The organism is Jatrophihabitans sp. (assembly GCF_051960575.1).
Lineage (GTDB): Bacteria > Actinomycetota > Actinomycetes > Mycobacteriales > Jatrophihabitantaceae > JBQCEE01.
In genome coordinates this window covers 1-16,165 of the sequence record NZ_JBQCEE010000257.1, presented here as the reverse complement: position 1 = coordinate 16,165, position 16,165 = coordinate 1, and the positions used below count along the sequence as shown (strand labels likewise).

General features: G+C 72.8%; 19 protein-coding genes and 1 pseudogene. 5 read left to right on the top strand and 15 right to left on the bottom strand.

What is annotated here, in order from left to right; all coding sequences use genetic code 11:
* The 7 genes from ACTHMS_RS14655 to ACTHMS_RS14625 form a co-directional block, all read right to left on the bottom strand.
* Window positions 1-921 (bottom strand): NAD-dependent epimerase/dehydratase family protein (locus tag ACTHMS_RS14655; RefSeq protein ID WP_440307411.1); only part of this gene is annotated, 921 nt, incomplete at its 3' end.
* A gap of 39 nt (window positions 922-960) precedes the next feature.
* A complete protein-coding gene (locus ACTHMS_RS14650; protein WP_012854759.1) occupies window positions 961-1,059 on the bottom strand; it encodes a 30S ribosomal protein bS22 in 99 nt (32 codons plus the stop codon).
* Window positions 1,060-1,191: 132 nt separating this feature from the next.
* Window positions 1,192-1,443, bottom strand: a complete 252-nt coding sequence (locus ACTHMS_RS14645) for a helix-turn-helix domain-containing protein (protein WP_440307410.1) — start codon at window positions 1,441-1,443, stop codon at window positions 1,192-1,194.
* A 150-nt stretch (window positions 1,444-1,593) separates the two neighbouring features.
* Window positions 1,594-2,400, bottom strand: a complete 807-nt coding sequence (proC, locus tag ACTHMS_RS14640; protein WP_440307409.1) for a pyrroline-5-carboxylate reductase — start codon at window positions 2,398-2,400, stop codon at window positions 1,594-1,596.
* 2 nt (window positions 2,401-2,402) lie between these two features.
* Window positions 2,403-3,353, bottom strand: a complete 951-nt coding sequence (locus ACTHMS_RS14635; RefSeq protein WP_440307408.1) for a proline dehydrogenase family protein — start codon at window positions 3,351-3,353, stop codon at window positions 2,403-2,405.
* A gap of 9 nt (window positions 3,354-3,362) precedes the next feature.
* Window positions 3,363-4,211 (bottom strand): sugar phosphate isomerase/epimerase family protein, encoded by an 849-nt coding sequence (locus ACTHMS_RS14630; RefSeq protein ID WP_440307412.1) that lies wholly within the window; start codon window positions 4,209-4,211, stop codon window positions 3,363-3,365.
* Between the two features lie 34 nt (window positions 4,212-4,245).
* Window positions 4,246-5,175 (bottom strand): Ppx/GppA phosphatase family protein, encoded by a 930-nt coding sequence (locus ACTHMS_RS14625; protein ID WP_440307407.1) that lies wholly within the window; start codon window positions 5,173-5,175, stop codon window positions 4,246-4,248.
* Between the two features lie 97 nt (window positions 5,176-5,272).
* Here ACTHMS_RS14625 and ACTHMS_RS14620 point away from each other — a divergent pair, with 97 nt between their 5' ends.
* Complete coding sequence (locus ACTHMS_RS14620) at window positions 5,273-6,064, top strand: hypothetical protein (RefSeq protein ID WP_440307406.1); 792 nt, start codon at window positions 5,273-5,275, stop codon at window positions 6,062-6,064.
* 640 nt (window positions 6,065-6,704) lie between these two features.
* On the opposite strand, the gene ACTHMS_RS14615 is transcribed toward ACTHMS_RS14620, so the two are convergent.
* Together ACTHMS_RS14615 and ACTHMS_RS14610 are read right to left on the bottom strand one after the other, a co-directional pair.
* The gene (locus ACTHMS_RS14615; protein ID WP_440307405.1) at window positions 6,705-7,385 is read right to left on the bottom strand and encodes a response regulator; all 681 of its coding nucleotides are present in this window, start codon (window positions 7,383-7,385) and stop codon (window positions 6,705-6,707) included.
* A complete protein-coding gene (locus tag ACTHMS_RS14610; protein ID WP_440307404.1) occupies window positions 7,382-8,635 on the bottom strand; it encodes a sensor histidine kinase in 1,254 nt (417 codons plus the stop codon). Before ACTHMS_RS14610 ends, ACTHMS_RS14615 begins: the two co-directional genes overlap by 4 nt.
* 145 nt (window positions 8,636-8,780) lie before the next feature.
* On the opposite strand from ACTHMS_RS14610, the gene phoU reads away from it, so the two are divergent.
* Window positions 8,781-9,449, top strand: coding sequence for a phosphate signaling complex protein PhoU (phoU, locus tag ACTHMS_RS14605; protein WP_440307403.1), 669 nt, complete (start codon window positions 8,781-8,783; stop codon window positions 9,447-9,449).
* Window positions 9,450-9,546: 97 nt separating this feature from the next.
* Here phoU and ACTHMS_RS14600 read toward each other — a convergent pair whose 3' ends face one another.
* The 3 genes from ACTHMS_RS14600 to mshA are packed head-to-tail and all read right to left on the bottom strand — an operon-like array spanning window position 9,547 to window position 12,145.
* Window positions 9,547-10,299, bottom strand: a complete 753-nt coding sequence (locus tag ACTHMS_RS14600) for a phosphoglyceromutase (protein ID WP_440307402.1) — start codon at window positions 10,297-10,299, stop codon at window positions 9,547-9,549.
* Between the two features lie 26 nt (window positions 10,300-10,325).
* Window positions 10,326-10,847, bottom strand: coding sequence for a YbjN domain-containing protein (locus ACTHMS_RS14595; RefSeq protein WP_440307401.1), 522 nt, complete (start codon window positions 10,845-10,847; stop codon window positions 10,326-10,328).
* Entirely contained in the window at window positions 10,844-12,145 is a 1,302-nt protein-coding gene (gene mshA, locus ACTHMS_RS14590; protein WP_440307400.1) for a D-inositol-3-phosphate glycosyltransferase, read from the bottom strand. The genes ACTHMS_RS14595 and mshA overlap by 4 nt, the downstream gene beginning before the upstream one ends.
* 58 nt (window positions 12,146-12,203) lie before the next feature.
* On the opposite strand from mshA, the gene ACTHMS_RS14585 reads away from it, so the two are divergent.
* A complete protein-coding gene (locus tag ACTHMS_RS14585; RefSeq protein WP_440307399.1) occupies window positions 12,204-12,953 on the top strand; it encodes an SDR family NAD(P)-dependent oxidoreductase in 750 nt (249 codons plus the stop codon).
* A 71-nt stretch (window positions 12,954-13,024) separates the two neighbouring features.
* Here ACTHMS_RS14585 and ACTHMS_RS14580 read toward each other — a convergent pair whose 3' ends face one another.
* Complete coding sequence (locus tag ACTHMS_RS14580; protein ID WP_440307398.1) at window positions 13,025-14,032, bottom strand: UDP-N-acetylmuramate dehydrogenase; 1,008 nt, start codon at window positions 14,030-14,032, stop codon at window positions 13,025-13,027.
* Window positions 14,033-14,056: 24 nt separating this feature from the next.
* On the opposite strand from ACTHMS_RS14580, the gene ACTHMS_RS14575 reads away from it, so the two are divergent.
* Window positions 14,057-14,878 carry a class I SAM-dependent methyltransferase gene (locus ACTHMS_RS14575; protein WP_440307397.1) on the top strand — a complete coding sequence of 274 codons (822 nt, stop codon included), beginning with the start codon at window positions 14,057-14,059 and terminating at the stop codon, window positions 14,876-14,878.
* Window positions 14,879-14,945: 67 nt separating this feature from the next.
* Window positions 14,946-15,164: a hypothetical protein gene (locus tag ACTHMS_RS14570; RefSeq protein ID WP_440307396.1), complete on the top strand. Its 219-nt coding sequence runs from the start codon at window positions 14,946-14,948 to the stop codon at window positions 15,162-15,164.
* A 93-nt stretch (window positions 15,165-15,257) separates the two neighbouring features.
* Here the strand turns inward: ACTHMS_RS14570 and ACTHMS_RS14565 are convergent, their stop codons facing one another.
* Together ACTHMS_RS14565 and ACTHMS_RS14560 are read right to left on the bottom strand one after the other, a co-directional pair.
* Entirely contained in the window at window positions 15,258-15,884 is a 627-nt protein-coding gene (locus ACTHMS_RS14565; RefSeq protein ID WP_440307395.1) for an N-acetyltransferase family protein, read from the bottom strand.
* Window positions 15,885-16,041: 157 nt separating this feature from the next.
* A pseudogene (locus ACTHMS_RS14560) lies at window positions 16,042-16,165 on the bottom strand (IS110 family transposase); the annotation flags it as partial.

The window sequence follows — 16,165 nt, the reverse complement described above, 5'->3', positions numbered from 1 at the left end:
ATCGGCGGTCGAGTGGTGCAACACCGACCCGAACTCGCGCCGCAACCGCGCGGTGTCGAGCACCCGGCCGTACTGCAGCAGCTGCGGCTGCTGCGCCGCGAGCTCGGCGGCGGCGGTCGAGCGGGTCAGCGCGCACCACGCACCGAACACCGGGGCGGGCAGCGGCAACCGGGCCGCGCCCGAGCGGCGCACCAGCTGCGACAGCACCAGCACGCCGTCGCCCGCGACGTGGAAGACGCCGGGGTGCCGCTGCACGGTGGCCCGGCGCAGCACCTCGATGGCGTCGTCCTCGTGCAGCAGCTGCAGACGCGGGTCGAAGCCGAGCACGGTCGGCACCGGCACCAGCGACAGGTAGCGCGTCATCGTCGTGTCGGCGTGCGGGCCGACGATGTCGGCGAAGCGCAGCACCGTGGTCGTGATGTCCGGACGCCGACGGGCCAGGCCCCGCACGTAGCCCTCGACCTCGTGGGCGTCGCGCGCGTACCCGGTGCGGCCGGCCCGCTCGGTGCAGCTCGTCTCGGTCAGCACCGCAGGTTGCCGCGCCGACGACCCGTACACCGCGGCGGTCGAGGCGAACACGACCTGACTCACGGTGTCCGAGCGCTGGCAGGCGCCGAACAGCTGCAGCGAGCCGACGACGTTGAGCTCCTGCATCGCGACCCGCCCGCCGGCGGCGCGCGGCGAGGCAACCACACCGGCGTGCACGACCGTGGTCACGCCCGCCTGCGCGATGACCTTGGCGACCAGCGGGTTGCGGATGTCGGCGCGCACGAACTCCGTGCGGCCGAGGTCGACGCGGTCAGCGCGCGGCGGCACCAGGTCGAGACCGATGACACGGTCGATCGCCGGATCGGCGGCGAGCTGGGCGGCCAGGTGCGCACCCAGGAATCGGCTGACCCCGGTGATGAGGACGACGGCCACGGGCGACGCTCCGGCAAGCGGCGAGGGACGGCGCGCGGACTACTTTTTGTTGCGGCGCTGGACGCGCGTCTTCTTCAGCAGCTTGCGGTGCTTCTTCTTGGCCATCCGCTTGCGCCGCTTCTTGATGACAGAACCCATGACACGACCTACCGATACCGGCTCAACGTTCGTTCGGAGGCCCCGGGGGACCCCCGGGGACCGTGCCAGCCTACCCGCCGCCGCCGGTGGCCGACGCCGGAGGGCCGACCGCGCGGAGCGCAGCGGTCGGGCTCAGCCTGCTTCGATGAACGCGGCGCGTAGGTAGTCGTGCACCGCTTGCTCGGGCACGCGGAACGACCGGCCGACGCGGACGGCGGGCAGCTCGGCGCTGTGCACCATGCGGTACACCGTCATCTTCGACACGCGCATCACCGCCGCCACCTCGGCCACGGTCAGGAACTTGACCTCCGCCAGGGGTGCGTCGTCACCGGCAGCGCCGGACGACGTCTTGCCCGACCGGCCCGGGGGCTTGGCACTGCTCATCGCTCACCGATGCTTTCTTGCACGCGCCTGCGTCGGCTTCCCCACCGACACGGACACGCACGTGCTTCTCAGGAGACTAGCGGTACAGGTGGGGCTGAAGCGAGAGCTGTGCCCCACTCGAGACATCGACACGCCGGGTCGGTGCTTGCCTCACCCGCCACCGAGCTCCTTGCTGCGCTTCGCCGCCGCCTCGATGGCGGCGATGAGCGCGGCCCGCACGCCGTGCACCTCGAGCTCGCGGATGGCCGCGATGGTCGTGCCGCCGGGGCTGGTGACCGCCTCGCGCAGCTGCACCGGGTGCTCGCCCGAGTCGCGCAGCATCACCGAGGCGCCGATCGCGGTCTGCACGATCAGGTCCGCGGCCAGCGACCGCGGCAGGCCGAGCAGGATGCCGGCGTCGATCATCGCCTCGACCAGGTAGAAGAAGTAGGCGGGCCCCGAGCCGGACAGCGCGGTGACCGCGTCCAGCTGGTACTCGGGCACCCGGACGACGCGGCCGACGGTGCCGAGCAGTTGCTCCGCCACGGCCAGGTGGTGCTCCTGCGCGTTCGCCCCGGCCGACACGGCGGTCATCGCCTCGTCCACGAGGGCCGGGGTGTTCGGCATGCAGCGCACCACGGGCACCCCGCGCGGCAGCACCTGCTCGATGCGTCCGGTCGGGATCCCGGCCGCGACCGACACGAGGAGGTGTTCGGCCGTCAGGTGCGGGGCAAGTTCGGCGAGCAGGGTCTCGATGTCCTGCGGCTTCACGGCGAGGACGACGGTGGTGGCGCTCCTCGCCGCCTCGTCCACCGGCACGACGCGCACGCCGTACTTGTCGGCGAGGAACTGCCCGCGCGTCGCGTCGCGCTCGCACACCACGACGTCGGCCGGGGTGCGGTCGCGGCCGAGCAGGCCGGACAGGATGGCCTCGCCGATCTTGCCGCCGCCGAGCAGGGCGATGGAGGCGTCGGTCATGGTCAACCCTTCGAGACGACGGAGCGGGCGAAGAACGTCAGGTTGGCCGGCCGCTCGGCCAGGCGGCGCATGAGGTAGCCGTACCACTGGGCACCGTAGGGCACGTAGGTGCGCACGACGTGGCCCTGACCGGCCAGCCGCTGCTGCTCCTGCGGCCGCACCCCGTAAAGCATCTGGAACTCGTAGCTGTCGTGGGTGCGTCCGGTGGCCGTGATCAGCTGCTGGGCGGCGGTGATCATCGCCGGGTCGTGGGTGGCGATCATCGGGTAGCCGTCGCCGTGCAGCAGCACGTCGAGACACCGGCGGTAGGACGCGTCCACGTCGGCCCTGCCACGGAACGCGACCGAGGCGGGTTCGTCGTAGGCGCCCTTGCACAGCCGCACCCGGCTGCCGGCGACGGCGAGGTCGCGGGCGTCGGCCTCGGTGCGGCGCAGGTAGGCCTGCAGCACGGCGCCGGTGGCCGGGAAGTCCTTGCGCAGGTCGGCGAGGGTCTCGAGCGTCGCGTCGGTGGTGGTGTGGTCCTCCATGTCGAGCGTGACCGTGGCGCCCACCCGCTCGGCCGCGGCGCAGATCTCGCGCGCGTGGTCGAGGGCCAGCGCGGCGCCGTCGCCCGGCAGCACCTGGCCGACGGCGCTGAGCTTCACGCTCACCTCGACGCGCGCGCTGAGCGGCCCGAGCCGCTCGGTGAGCCCGTCCCGCTCGAGCGCCGAGAGCAACTCGAGGTAGGCCGCGGTCGCGTGCTCGGCCTGCGCGCGGTCGGTGGGGTCCTCGCCGAGGTGGTCGAGCGAGACGGTGAGGCCCTCGACGGTGAGCGTGCGGGTGGCGGCGACGGCCGCCGCGGTGTCGTCGCCCGCGACGAAGCGCTGGACGACACCGCGCGTCACCGGGGCCCTGCTGATCATCGCCTGCAGCCGCGCACTGCGCGAGGCCGCGAGGATCGCCGAGCGCATCATGCCGCCAGGCTATGCCCCGGCGGTGTCGATCCCGGGCGGTGCCTGACCCGCCGGCGTCACCAGGTGCAGCCGGCAGAACTCGAGCGCCTCGATGAGGTCGGCCTCGCGCTCGGCGCGGTCGAGGCAGCGGCGGGTGTTCACCTCGACGATCACGTGGCCGTCGAAGCCGCGGGCGGCGGCGCGTTCGAGCACCTCGCCGACCGGTTGTGTGCCGCGGCCGGGGATGAGGTGCTCGTCCTTCGGCAGACCGGTGCCGTCGGCGATGTGCAGGTGGCCGAGGCGGTCACCCATCGCGTCCAGCATGGCGAGGGCGTCGGACTGCGAGACCGCGCTGTGCGAGGTGTCGAGCGTGTAGTCGGGGTAGGGCTCGACGTCGCCCGCGACGTCCCAGGTCGGTTGGTAGGCCGAGACGACGCGGCCGCGCACCCGCAGCGGGAACATGTTCTCGACGGCGAAGCGGATCGGCGTCTCGTTGGCCATGCGCGCGATGCCGCGGTGGAATGAGCGCGAGTACTCGCGCTGCCAGCGGAACGGCGGGTGCACGACGACGGTGTCCGCGCCGAGCAGTTCTGCGGCGAACTGCGCCTTCTGCAGCTTCGTCCACGGATCGGTCGTCCACACCCGCTGCGTGACGATCAGGCACGGGGCGTGCACCGCGAGGATCGGCACCTGGTAGTGCTGCGAGAGTCGCTGCAGCGCGTACGGGTCCTGGCTGACCGGGTCCGTCCAGACCATCACCTCGACGCCGTCGTAGCCGAGCTTGGCGGCCAGTTCGAAGGCGACCGAGGTCGACTCGGGGTAGACGGACGCGGTCGAGAGCCCCACCTTCACCGCGCTGGCGCGGACGGGGCCGGGCATCATGTGCCGGACTGTACTTCGGACAAATCGATCATCAGACGTCGATGCCGTCGAGCCGCCGGAGGATCACACCTTCGCGCAGGGCCCACGGGCAGAGCTCGAGTTCGGCGACGCCGAGGGCGTCCATCGCCGCGGCGGCGACGACGGCGCCGGCCAACACCTGGTGGGCGCGGCCGGGGCTCACGCCGTCGAGCTCGGCGAGGTCGGCCGAGGCCATCCGGGCGATGAAGGACGTGACCTGGCTCAACCCGTCGCGGGTCAGCACACGCCGGGCGCGCGGGCCGGCCGAGCTCGGCGCGGCGCCGGTGAGCCGGGCTAAGGTGCGGAAGGTCTTGCTGGTGGCGACGACCCGGTCGTACGGGCCGTGCGCGGCGAGGGCCTTCGCGGGCTTGGCCAGCACCTCGTCGACGTGGTCGCGCAGCCGCACGATCTCGTCCTTCGGCGGCGGGTCGCTGCGGAAGGCCTGCTTCGTGAGCCGTCCGGCGCCCAGCGGCAGCGAGACGGCGAGCGCCGGGCTCTCGTCGGCACCGGCGCTGAGCTCGAGCGAGCCGCCGCCGATGTCGAGGCTGAGCAGGGTGCCGGCGCTCCAGCCGAGCCACCGGCGCACGGCGAGGAAGGTCAGCCGCGCCTCGTCCTCACCGCTCAGCACGGTGAGCGGGATGCCGGTGCGGCGGCGCACGAGGTCGAGCACCTCGCCGCTGTTCTTCGCGTCGCGCACCGCCGACGTCGCGAACGCGAGCAGCTCGCCGCAGTCGAGCCGCTTGGCCTCGTCGCGCGCATCGGCGACCGCGCTGCACAGCGACTCGGCGCCGGCCCTGGTGAGGTTGCCGCGCTTGTCGATCAGCTCGGCGAGGCGCAGCTGCGACTTCTCCGACAGCTGCGGCGTGGGCTCGGCGCCGCGGTGCGCGTCGACGACGAGCAGGTGGACGGTGTTGGACCCGACGTCCAGTACCCCGAGCCGCATAGGGCGCAGCCTAGTGAGATGACCGGGGGGCGGCGCGGACGCCGCGCGCCGGGCGACCCGTGCGGCGGCGTGTCCCCGGATCGGCATAGGGTATGGCGTGCCGATCGCCGAGACACCGCTCGACTTCGCCCGCGAGTGGATCGAGTTCCAGGACCCCGCCGACACCGAGCACTGGATCCGCGCCGACCTCACCTGGCTCTGCTCGCGCTGGACCTGCATCTTCGGACGCGGCTGCTACGGCACCGTCGCGGGCCAGGCGAGCACCGGCTGCTGCAACCACGGCGCGTTCTACAGCGACCGCGCCGACGAGCAGCGGGTGAAGGTGTTCATCGAGAAGCTGACCCCCGCCGACTGGCAGCTCTACGACCTCGGCCACGCGCCCGGCGGCAAGCTGCGCGTCACGGCGAAGGACGAGCTCGACGACGAGCCGCGGCGCAAGACCCGCGTGCACGACGGCGCCTGCATCTTCGCCAACCGCGAGGGGCATCCGTCCGGCATCGGGTGTGCGCTGCACGCGTACGCGCTGCGGGTCGGGCTCAACCCGGTCGAGACCAAGCCGGAGGTGTGCTGGCAGCTGCCGGTGCGCCGCGAGCAGGAGTGGGTCGACCGCCCCGACGGCACCCGCATCCTGCGCTCGACGGTGTCGGAGTTCGACCGCCGCGGCTGGGGCGAGGGCGGCCACGACCTCGACTGGTACTGCACCTCGTCGCCCGAGGCGCACATCGGCATGGAGCCGATGTACGAGTCGTACGCCGTCGAGCTCACCGCGCTGCTCGGCGAACCGGCCTACGTCGAGCTCGCCCGCCTGTGCCGCGAGCGCATGCGGCGCGGGCTCGTCGCGATCCACCCCGCCACCGCCGCGTCCACCGCCCCGCCCCTCGCCGACTGACGATCGGCGGCGCCCGACCGGGGCCGCGCGCCGCCGCATCGGGTCTGCCCGCGTGCCCGGGGCAGCTTCGCGGTCGTATCCGACCGGGCGGAGCGCCGACGGCGGCCCACTGCCGAGTGCTGCACCGTAGGGTCTGCCCGCCACGCCGGGGCACGCGCGGGCGCTCGGAGACGCCGCGCAGCACCGGGTTCGTCCAACACCTGCTGCGGTGAACTCGTGACGGAATCGAAGCTCGAGTGACGGATCTCGGATCCGGTGACGGCGGATTTCGCCGTCGCCAGATCCGGAATCCGTCACCACATTCGAGATCCGTCACGCGGTGGGACCCAGCGGCCGGCGGACGCCGCCCGCCGTTGTGCACCTGGCTCATGTGGCTCACTCGGCGCACGCGGGTCACCCGGCGCACTCGGATCATGTGCAGACACGCCGGCGTCCCTCGCGCGTCCTGCACATGATCGGACGCGACCTGTCGATCATGTGCAGACACGCCGGCGTCCCTCGCGCGTCCTGCACATGATCCACATCGGGGACGCGGCCGGAGCGCCTCGCCGGCGCGGGCAGACCCGATGCGTGGCAGCGCACACCACCTCCAGCCAAGAGCCGCGACACGCCGCCCTCGTGCGCGTCCGGCCCGAGCCGGTCAGCCCTCGAACTTGTAGCCGAGGCCGCGGACGGTGACGAGGTACTTGGGGTTGGCCGGGTCGGGCTCGATCTTCGACCGCAGCCGCTTCACGTGCACGTCCAGGGTCTTGGTGTCACCGACGTAGTCGGCGCCCCAGACGCGGTCGATCAGCTGGCCCCGGGTGAGCACGCGGCCGGCGTTGCGCAGCAGCAGCTCGAGCAGGTCGAACTCCTTCAGCGGCAACGAGACCGTGCGACCGTCGACGGTGACGACGTGGCGCTCGACGTCCATGCGCACGGGGCCCGCCTCGACGACGCCGGCGATGAGCTCCTCGGGCTCCACGCCGCGGCGCAGCACCGCTCGGATGCGCGCGACCAGTTCCCGGGACGAGAACGGCTTGGTCACGTAGTCGTCGGCGCCCAGTTCGAGGCCCACCACCTTGTCGACCTCGCTGTCGCGCGCGGTGACCATGATGATCGGCACGTGCGAGCGCGACCGCAGCTCACGGCACACCTCGGTGCCCGACAGGCCCGGCAGCATCACGTCGAGCAGCACCAGGTCGGCACCGCTGCGGTCGAACGTCGACAACGCCTCGATGCCGGTCGGCGCGACCTCGACCTCGTACCCCTCACGCCGCAGCATGTACGACAGCGCATCGGAGAACGACTCCTCGTCCTCCACGACCAGAACCCGCGTCATGCGAGGCTCCCCTTCAGTTTCGGTGTCCCCGGGACCATCCGACCATGCCGGGCATGGTCGTCCGGGCTGGACGATCGGGTATCGGAGTGAACGCGCGGTAGCCGGATGGTGAACGTCGATCCGGCGCCCTCGGCCGACCACACCGACACGCTGCCGAGGTGGTTGGTGACGATGTTGCGGACGATCGCCAGACCGAGCCCCGTGCCACCCGTGGCGCGCGAGCGGGCCTGGTCGACGCGGTAGAAGCGCTCGAAGATCCGGTCGATGTCGGCCTCGGCGATGCCGATGCCCTGGTCGCTCACGGCGATGTCGACGGTGTCGCGTCCCTCGTCGTCGGTGCCGGACGTCGCGCTGATCGCGACGTGGTCGCCGTTGCCGCGGTAGGCGATCGCGTTGTCGACGAGGTTGGCGACGGCCATCGCCAGCTGCGCCTTGTTGCCGCGCACCTGCAGGTCGGCCTCGTCGCGCACGGTCACCCGCACGTCGGCCTGCTCGGCGGCCAGTCGCGTGCGCGCGACCGCCTCGTCGATGATCTCGGCGACGTCGACGACGGTCGCGCCGGGCATCGGATCGGCGCCCTGCACGCGCGAGAGCTCCATCAGCTCGCTGACCAGCTTCGCGAGCCGGGTCGACTCGTGGTGCATGCGGCCGGCGAACCGGGTGACCGCCTCGGCGTCGCCGGCGGCGTCGACGATCGCCTCCGCCAGCAGGGACATCGCCCCCACCGGCGTCTTGAGCTCGTGCGAGACGTTGGCCACGAAGTCGCGGCGCACCGTCTCGAGCCGGCGCTGCTCGCTCACGTCCAGCAGCAGCAGGCCGACGGCCTCGACCCGGCGACCACGTTCGCCCACGAGCGGCACCGCGGTCACCGACAGCGCGATCGGCTCGCGGCCCAGCCGGGTGATCGGCAGGTCGGTCGTGGCGGTGACCGGCGCGAGCGTGTCGAAGCACTCGCGGGCGATCTCGACCAGCCTGGGGAACGCGAGGCTGTCGCCGTCGATGATGCCCATGGCGCGGGCCGCCGGGTTCACCAGCACCGCGCGCTCCTCGCGGTCGAGCACGGCGATGCCGACGGTGATGGCCTCGACGAGCACCGAGGCCATCGACGGCGCGGGCCTCGCCTCGATGCGGGCGGCGAGCGGCTCGGTGATGTCGGCGAGCCGCCCGGTGCTCGGACGACGCAACCTGAGCCCGACGAGGATGCCCAGCAGACACGCGACCACGGCGATCACGCTCGTCCACACGGCCACGGCACGATGCTACGGTCGAATGTGAGCATGCCTTGAACGCTGAGGCCGGCGCCGTCCGGGCGGCGCCTGCTGTTCACCCGGCGGACGTCCACCGTTCGTGCGGGGATCATGATCCGGACGAACCGACCACGAAGGGTGGGCGAGCGTGCGGGACATCTTCCATGACGAACTGGACGACATCGGCTCCGGCGTCGTCGAGATGACCCGTCTTGTGACGTCGGCCATGGAGCAGGCCACCGGCTCGCTCATGGACGCCGATCCGCGCCGTGCCGAGCGGGTCATCGCCGGCGACGCGCGCATCGACTCACTGCGCCGCGACCTCGAGGACCGCTCGTTCAAGATGATCGCGCAGCAGGCGCCGGTGGCCACCGACCTGCGGGTGCTCGTCGCGACGCTGCACCTCGTGGCCGACCTCGAGCGCATGGGTGACCTGGCGATCCACGTCGCCAAGATCGCCCGCCTGCGCGCACCCGAGTTCGCGGTGCCGGACGAGGCGCGCGACGTCATCGCGCAGATGGGCGAGGTCGCGGCCTCGCTCATGCTCAAGGTCGCCGACGTCGTCGACGGCCGCGACATCTCCCTCGCCCAGGCGATCGAGGCCGAGGACGACTCGATGGACGCCCTGCGGCGCAAGCTGTTCACCCTCGTCCTGTCGCCGCGGTGGTCGCACGGCACCGAGTCGGCGATCGACCTCACCCTGCTCGGCCGCTACTACGAGCGCTTCGCCGACCACGCCGTCGCCATCGCCCGCCGGGTTATCTTCATCGTCACCGGCGTCTACCCCGACCGCGCGAACGGCGTCGCCCAGTTCTGAGCCCCGGGCACTCACCAGATCTTGTGCAGGACGCGCGGGGTCCTGCGCGCGCCATGCACAAGATCGTCGCTGCGGAGACTCCTTCAGGCCGTCGCGGCTACTGCTTGCCCTGGTTCGCGACGGCCTCGATGGCCGCGACGGCTGCGTCCGGATCGAGGTAGGTGCCGGGAGACGTCGGACGCAGGGTGGCGTCGTCCAGCTCGTAGTGCAGCGGGATGCCGGTCGGGATGTTGAGGCCGACGACCGCCTCGTCCGAGAGCCCGTCCAGGTACTTCACCATGGCTCGCAGCGAGTTGCCGTGCGCGGCGACGAGCACGACGCCCTGCGTCCGCAGGTCGGGCACGATCGCGTCGAACCAGTACGGCAGCATGCGGCCGACGACGTCCTTCAGGCACTCGGTGCGCGGCAGCGTCTCGAGCAGGTTCGCGTAGCGCGGGTCGCCGACCTGGCTGTACTCGTCGTCGTCGGCGAGCGGCGGCGGCGGCACGTCGTACGAGCGGCGCCAGACCATGAACTGGTCCTCGCCGAACTCGTCGCGCACCTGGGTCTTGTTCTTGCCCTGCAGCGCGCCGTAGTGCCGCTCGTTGAGCCGCCACGACCGGCGCACGGGGATCCAGTGCCGGTCGGCGGTGTCGAGGGCGATCTGCGCGGTGCGGATCGCGCGCCGCAGCAGCGAGGTGTGCACGACGTCGGGCAGCAGGCCGTGCTCGACCAGCAGCTCACCGCCGCGGTGGGCCTCGGCCTCGCCCTTCGCGGTGAGGTCGACGTCGACCCAGCCGGTGAAGAGGTTCTTCTGGTTCCAGTCACTCTCGCCGTGACGCAACAGCACGAGCTTCGCCATGCGGCTCATCCTGCCAGCCGGTTCCTGCCGGCCGGTCAGTCGACCTCGACCGGCCGCTGGGCGACTCCGTCCAATTCTCTGCTGCCGCAGAATTCCTTGAATGCGTGCAGGTTCGCGAGCGACTCGTTGTTCTTGACCCGCCACGCCCACTCGCGCTTGATCGACGAGCCGAAGCCCAGCTGCAGCAGGTAGTTGAAGTGCCCGTCGGCGTACTCGAGCACCGCGCCGAGCACGCGGTCGAGCTCGTCCGGGGTGACCGCCGACAGCGGCAGGCGCCCCACGAGGTAGATGTCACCGACACCGTCGACGGCCCACGACACCGCGTACGTGCGGGTGTTGCGCTGCAGCAGGTAGGTGTACACCTGCTCGCGGTGCTCCTCGGGCGCGCGCATCACGAACGCCTCGATCTCGAGGGCGTGCGTGCCCACGGTGAGGATGCACGCGGTCTTGAGCCGCTTCTCGCCCGGCAGCGCCACCGCGACCGCCGAGTCGCTGACCCGCTGCCACTCGAGCTGCTGCTCGTCGAGGAACCGCTCGATCACCTCGAGCTCGCTCATCCGGCCTCCGTCCGCAGCGTGCGCCGCCGTTCGTCGATCGCCTCGCGGTAGGCGCGGACCAGCCCGTCGGCCGTGTGCCCCCACGAGAACCGTTCGGCGTGCGGACGCGCCCGGTCGGCCAGTGTGCGCAAGACCGCAGGCGAGCGCAGCAGGTCGCCGACGACCTTCGCCCAGACCGCGGGGTCGTGCCCGTCGACGAGCACGCCGCTCACACCGTCGGCCACCGCCGTCGGCAGCCCGCCCACCGCGGCCGCGACGACCGGCGTGCCCGCGGCCTGCGACTCGAGCGCCACCAGCCCGAACGACTCGTTGTACGACGGCACGACGGTGAGGTCGGCCGCGCGGTAGTGGTCGGCCACGGCAGCCCGGCCGGCCGGCGGGCGGAACACGACCACGTCGTCGAGCCCGAGGTCGTGCACGAGGCGCTGGACGGCGTCCGGCTCGGCCAGCCCGCGACCGCTCGGGCCGCCGAGTACCACGACCTGCAGCTTGCCGCGCAGGTCGGGGTCGGCCTCGAGGTGCGCTGCGGCGCGCACGAGCACGTCCGGCGCCTTGAGCGGCTGGATGCGTCCGACGAACAGCAGCGTGTGGGCGTCCGGCCGCAGCCCGAGCCGCCGCCGTGCCGCCGCCTGCGACCCGGGCAGGAAGCCGGCCAGGTCGACGCCGGGCGCGACCGTCTCGACGCGGGCGGGGTCCGCGCCGTAGAGGCCGATCAGCTGCTGCGCCTCGTCCGCGGTCGACGCGATGAGCCGGTCGGCCTCGGCGACCACCTGCTCCTCGCCGATGATGCGGGCCAGTGGTTCGGGCTCGTCGCCCTCGGCCAGCAGGGCGTTATTGACCTTGGCCAGCGTGTGGGCCGAGTGCACGAGGGGCACGCCCCACCGGTCGCGGGCCAGCCAGCCGACCTGGCCCGAGAGCCAGTAGTGCGAGTGCACGAGGTCGTACCAGCCGGGCTCGTGCCTGGCCTCGGCGCGCAGCACGCCCGCGGTGAACGCGCACAGCTGCGCCGGCAGATCCTGTTTCGCCAGGCCCTCGTACGGCCCCGCGACGATGTGGTTGACCTGGACGCCGGGACAGAGCGGCACCGTGCGCGCCTGGTCGCTCGCCGTGGCCCGCGTGAAGATCTCGACGTCGATGCCGCGCTCCGCGAGCCGCTTGGCAGTCTCGACGATGTAGACGTTCATGCCGCCGGCGTCGCCGGAGCCCGGCGCGTCCAGCGGTGAGGTGTGGACGCTCAGCATGGCCACGCGGCGGGGCGGGCCGGCGGGCGTGATCCGTCGCACGGTGTCCCTTCCCATCGGCCGGTGGAGCGCTCCCCTCGATGATGCCCGAACCGGCGGACGCGACAATCGGGGGATGGCACGAGGCACAGCAGTGGTCACCGGGGCGAGCAGCGGCATCGGGGCGGCGACCGCCCGCCGGCTCGCGGCCGAGGGGTTCGACGTCGTCGCGGCGGCCCGCCGGCGTGACCGGCTCGACGAGCTCGCGGCGTCCATGCCGGGCATCCGGGCCGTCACGCTCGACGTCACCCACCCCGCCTCGATCGCCGCGCTCGCCGCCGACCTGGACGACATCGCCGTGCTCGTCAACAACGCGGGCGGGGCCATCGGCACCGAGAGCGTCGCCGACGCCCGCCCCGACGACTGGCGCGCGATGTGGGAGTCGAACGTGCTCGGCGTCGTGCAGGTGACGCAGGCGCTGCTGCCGGCGCTCGAGCGCGGCGCCGGCGGGCACATCGTGGTGACCGGCTCGATCGCCGGCCATCTCGTCTACGAGGGCGGTGGCGGCTACACGTCGGCGAAGCACGCGGTCGCCGCGGTGGTCGAGACGCTGCGGCTCGAGCTGAACGGACGCCCCGTGCGCGTCACCGAGGTGGCGCCGGGCATGGTCGCGACCGAAGAGTTCTCACTCGTCCGCTACCGCGGCGACCGGGCCGCGGCCGACAAGGTCTACGCCGGGGTCGAGGCGCCGCTCACCGCCGACGACATCGCCGACTGCATCGCCTTCGCCGTCACCCGTCCCGCGCACGTCAACGTCGACCTGCTGGTCGTGAAGCCGCTCGCCCAGGCCGCGCCGCACAAGGTGCACCGCACAACCACTGCCTGAAATGCCGCTTGTCCCCCGCCCCAGTCAGATCCGAGCCCTGAAAACGACTGGGACGGGGGACAAGCGGCAGGTCAGAGCTCGACGCCCACCAGGTGCGCCTCGGGACGCAGGCGGATGCCGAAGCGCGTCTCGACGCCGTCGCGGATCACCCGGGCGACGTCGAGCAGCTCGGCCGTCGTCGCCCCGCCGCGATTGGTGAGGGCGAGGGTGTGCTTGGTCGAGAGGGTGACGTGGTCGCGCCCGAAGCCCTTGTGGAAGCCGGCGTGCTCGATCAGCCAGGCGGCCGAGAGCTTCACCTGGCCGTCGACCTCCCAGTTCGGGCAGCCGTCGGGCACCAGCTCGCGGGGCACGAACGGGTTCACGAAGAACGAGCCGACGCTCCACGTGTCGGGGTCGTCGGCGTCGAGCACCATCCCCTTGCTGCGGCGCAGGTCGAGCACGACCTCGCGCACCCGCGCCGACGGCGCCCGCTCGCCGGGCTCGACGCCGAGCCGCCGGGCCAGCTCGAGGTAGCGGATCGGTGGCGCGTCCGGGCCGACCGCCAGCCGCAGCCGCACGGTGAGCACGACGAACCGGTCGGTGTGCTTGAAGGCGCTGGTGCGGAAGCCGAAGCCGCAGCGCGCCGCGGGCCAGTCCTCGACCGCGCCGGTCGACCGGTCGAGCACGCGCAGCGACTCGAGCACGTCGGCGATCTCGCTGCCGTAGGCGCCGACGTTCTGCACCGGCGTCGCGCCCACCGAACCGGGGATGCCCGACATCGCGGCGAGCCCTGACCAGCCCTCGGCGACGGTGCGGGCGACGAAGTCGTCCCACGGCAGCCCGGCGTCGGCCTCGACCAGCACGGTGTCGCCGTCGTCCTGCACCGCCAGCCCGGCCGTGCGCACGAGCACCACGAGCCCCGGCCAGCCGTCGTCGGCCACCACCAGGTTGCTGCCACCGCCGACGAGCAGCACCGGCTCGCCGGCGGCGTCGGCGCCGCGCACCAGCTCGACCAGCCCGTCGGTGGTCGTCGCCGTCGCGACCCGGCGCGCGGGACCCCCGAGACGCAGGGTCGTCAGCTCGGACAGCAGGGCGGGCACGACGACCGAGGGTACCGTCGCGCCGTGTCCGCCCCCCGCAGCAAGCCCGCGCGCGCCCCGCGGCTGGCCGCCGGACGGGCCCGGGCGCTCGGCGTGCCGACGCGCGGCACGACCAACCCGAACCGGCTGCGGCGGATGGACAACTGGGTCACCGCGACCCTCGCCGACGTGCTGCGGCGCGAGCCCGAGCCCCTCGTCGTCGACCTCGGGTACGGCGCCAGCGCGGTGACGACGGTCGAGCTCGCCGGCCGGCTGCGGCGCGTGCAGCCCGGCGTGCGGGTGCTCGGCCTCGAGATCGACCCGGAGCGGGTGGCGGCCGCGCTGCCGTCGGCCGATCCGCCGGGTCTCGACTTCGCCCGCGGTGGCTTCGAGCTGGCCGGACGGCGTCCGCTGCTCGTGCGCGCCGCGAACGTGCTGCGCCAGTACGACGCGTCCGCCGCGGCGGACGCGTGGCGCACCCTGCTCGCCAACCTCGCGCCCGGCGGCGTGCTCGTCGAGGGCACCTGCGACGAGATCGGGCGGCGCGCGGCGTGGGTGCTGCTCGATGCGGACGGGCCCCGCACGCTGACCCTCGCGTGCCGCACCGACGACATCGAGCGGCCGAGCGACCTGGCCGAGCGGCTGCCGAAGGCGCTGATCCACCACAACGTGCCGGGCCGGCGGGTGCACGCGTTCCTCGCCGCGTTCGACGCCGCGTGGGACGCCGCTGCCGGGCTCATCCCGTTCGGCAGCCGCCAGCGCTGGACCGCCGCGTGCGCCACGCTGCGTGACCAGGGCTGGCCCGTCGTCACCGGGCGTGCCCGGCACGGCGAGATCGGTGTCGACTGGACGGCAGTGGCGCCCTGAGGACTGTTGCGCACCCGATGGGTCCTCGACAGTGTTGAGGACGTCTCTTCAGCGAAAGGATCGCCACATGCCCGTCTCGATCGATCTCGACAAGGCCCTCGACAAGGCCTGGGAGGACAAGTCGCTCGCCGAGATCCTCGCCGCGCCGCCGTCGGCGCTCGCCGGACTCACCGAGAAGCACGACGAGATCCTGGCCGGTCTCGGCATCAAGACCATCGCCGACCTGGGCAGCAACAAGTACTTCGCGCTGGCCGGCGCGCTCGTCGCCCTGAACAACAAGCTGTAGGCGAGGGCCCCGGCGCGGCGCCGTCGTCCGGCGGCGCCGCGCCGGGCTCGAACGGGCGGCGTCCCCCCTGCCCGTCGTCCGTCGGCGCCCGGCTCAGCCGGCCAGGCGCTCGCGCACCGAGCCGAGGCCGAGCGCTGCGTTCTCGGGCAGGTAGGTGTGCAGGTGCACGTCCGGCGTGCCCGGCACCATGCGGCTACGCCCGCCCTCGAGCATCAGTCGCTGCGCCGCAGCGACGGCCGTGGCCGGGTAGGTGATCAGTTCGGTGAAGCCCGCGACCTGGGCGACGCCGGCGAGGTGCGCGACGAGGTCGCTGCCGATCCCCTGCCGCTGCCACGCGTCCTCGACGAGCACGCCGATCTCGGCGCAGCGCGCGCCGTGGCGCGGGTCGCGCCGCAGCACCGCCGAGGCGACGACCGAGCCGTCCTGCCGCATCGCGATGACGCTGTACCGCTCGCGCAGCATCGATTCGAGCGCGAGCGCCGACGGCGGACGACCGCCGCTGCGGTAGCGGTCGAGCAGTGAGCGTGCCGAGCAGCGGGCGTGCAACTGCGCCAGCCCGGGCAGGTCGCGCGGACGGCTCGGCCGCACCAGCACGGGCTGGTGCCCCGCGCGCGTCATCCAGGGCGTGAGGGCCAGGCCGATGAGATCGGCCCGTGGCTCCGGCTCGGTCTCGTCCGCCGCGGCAACTCGGAGGCAGGGCGCCGACATCTCCTTCTTCATGGCGCCGACCTTGGCAGCCGCGGGTTACCGCTGGATGACATGCCAACGACGCGGATGCAACGCGGCCTGCGCAGCGTCGGGTTTGTCCGGTTCGCTCGAGGGTTGTTTGTCTCGCGTCCGGACAAATCCGTCGTCCGGCGGATGCTCCTATGGCTCGTCAAGCCGCTGACGGCACTGTTTGAGCGCGTGGCGGGGCAAGCGTGGCGAAGACTTCTCGTGCGACGTAGCGCTTGAGACAGCGGATGATCTCTGGCTTCGTCAGGCCATCGGCGGTGCGGCGG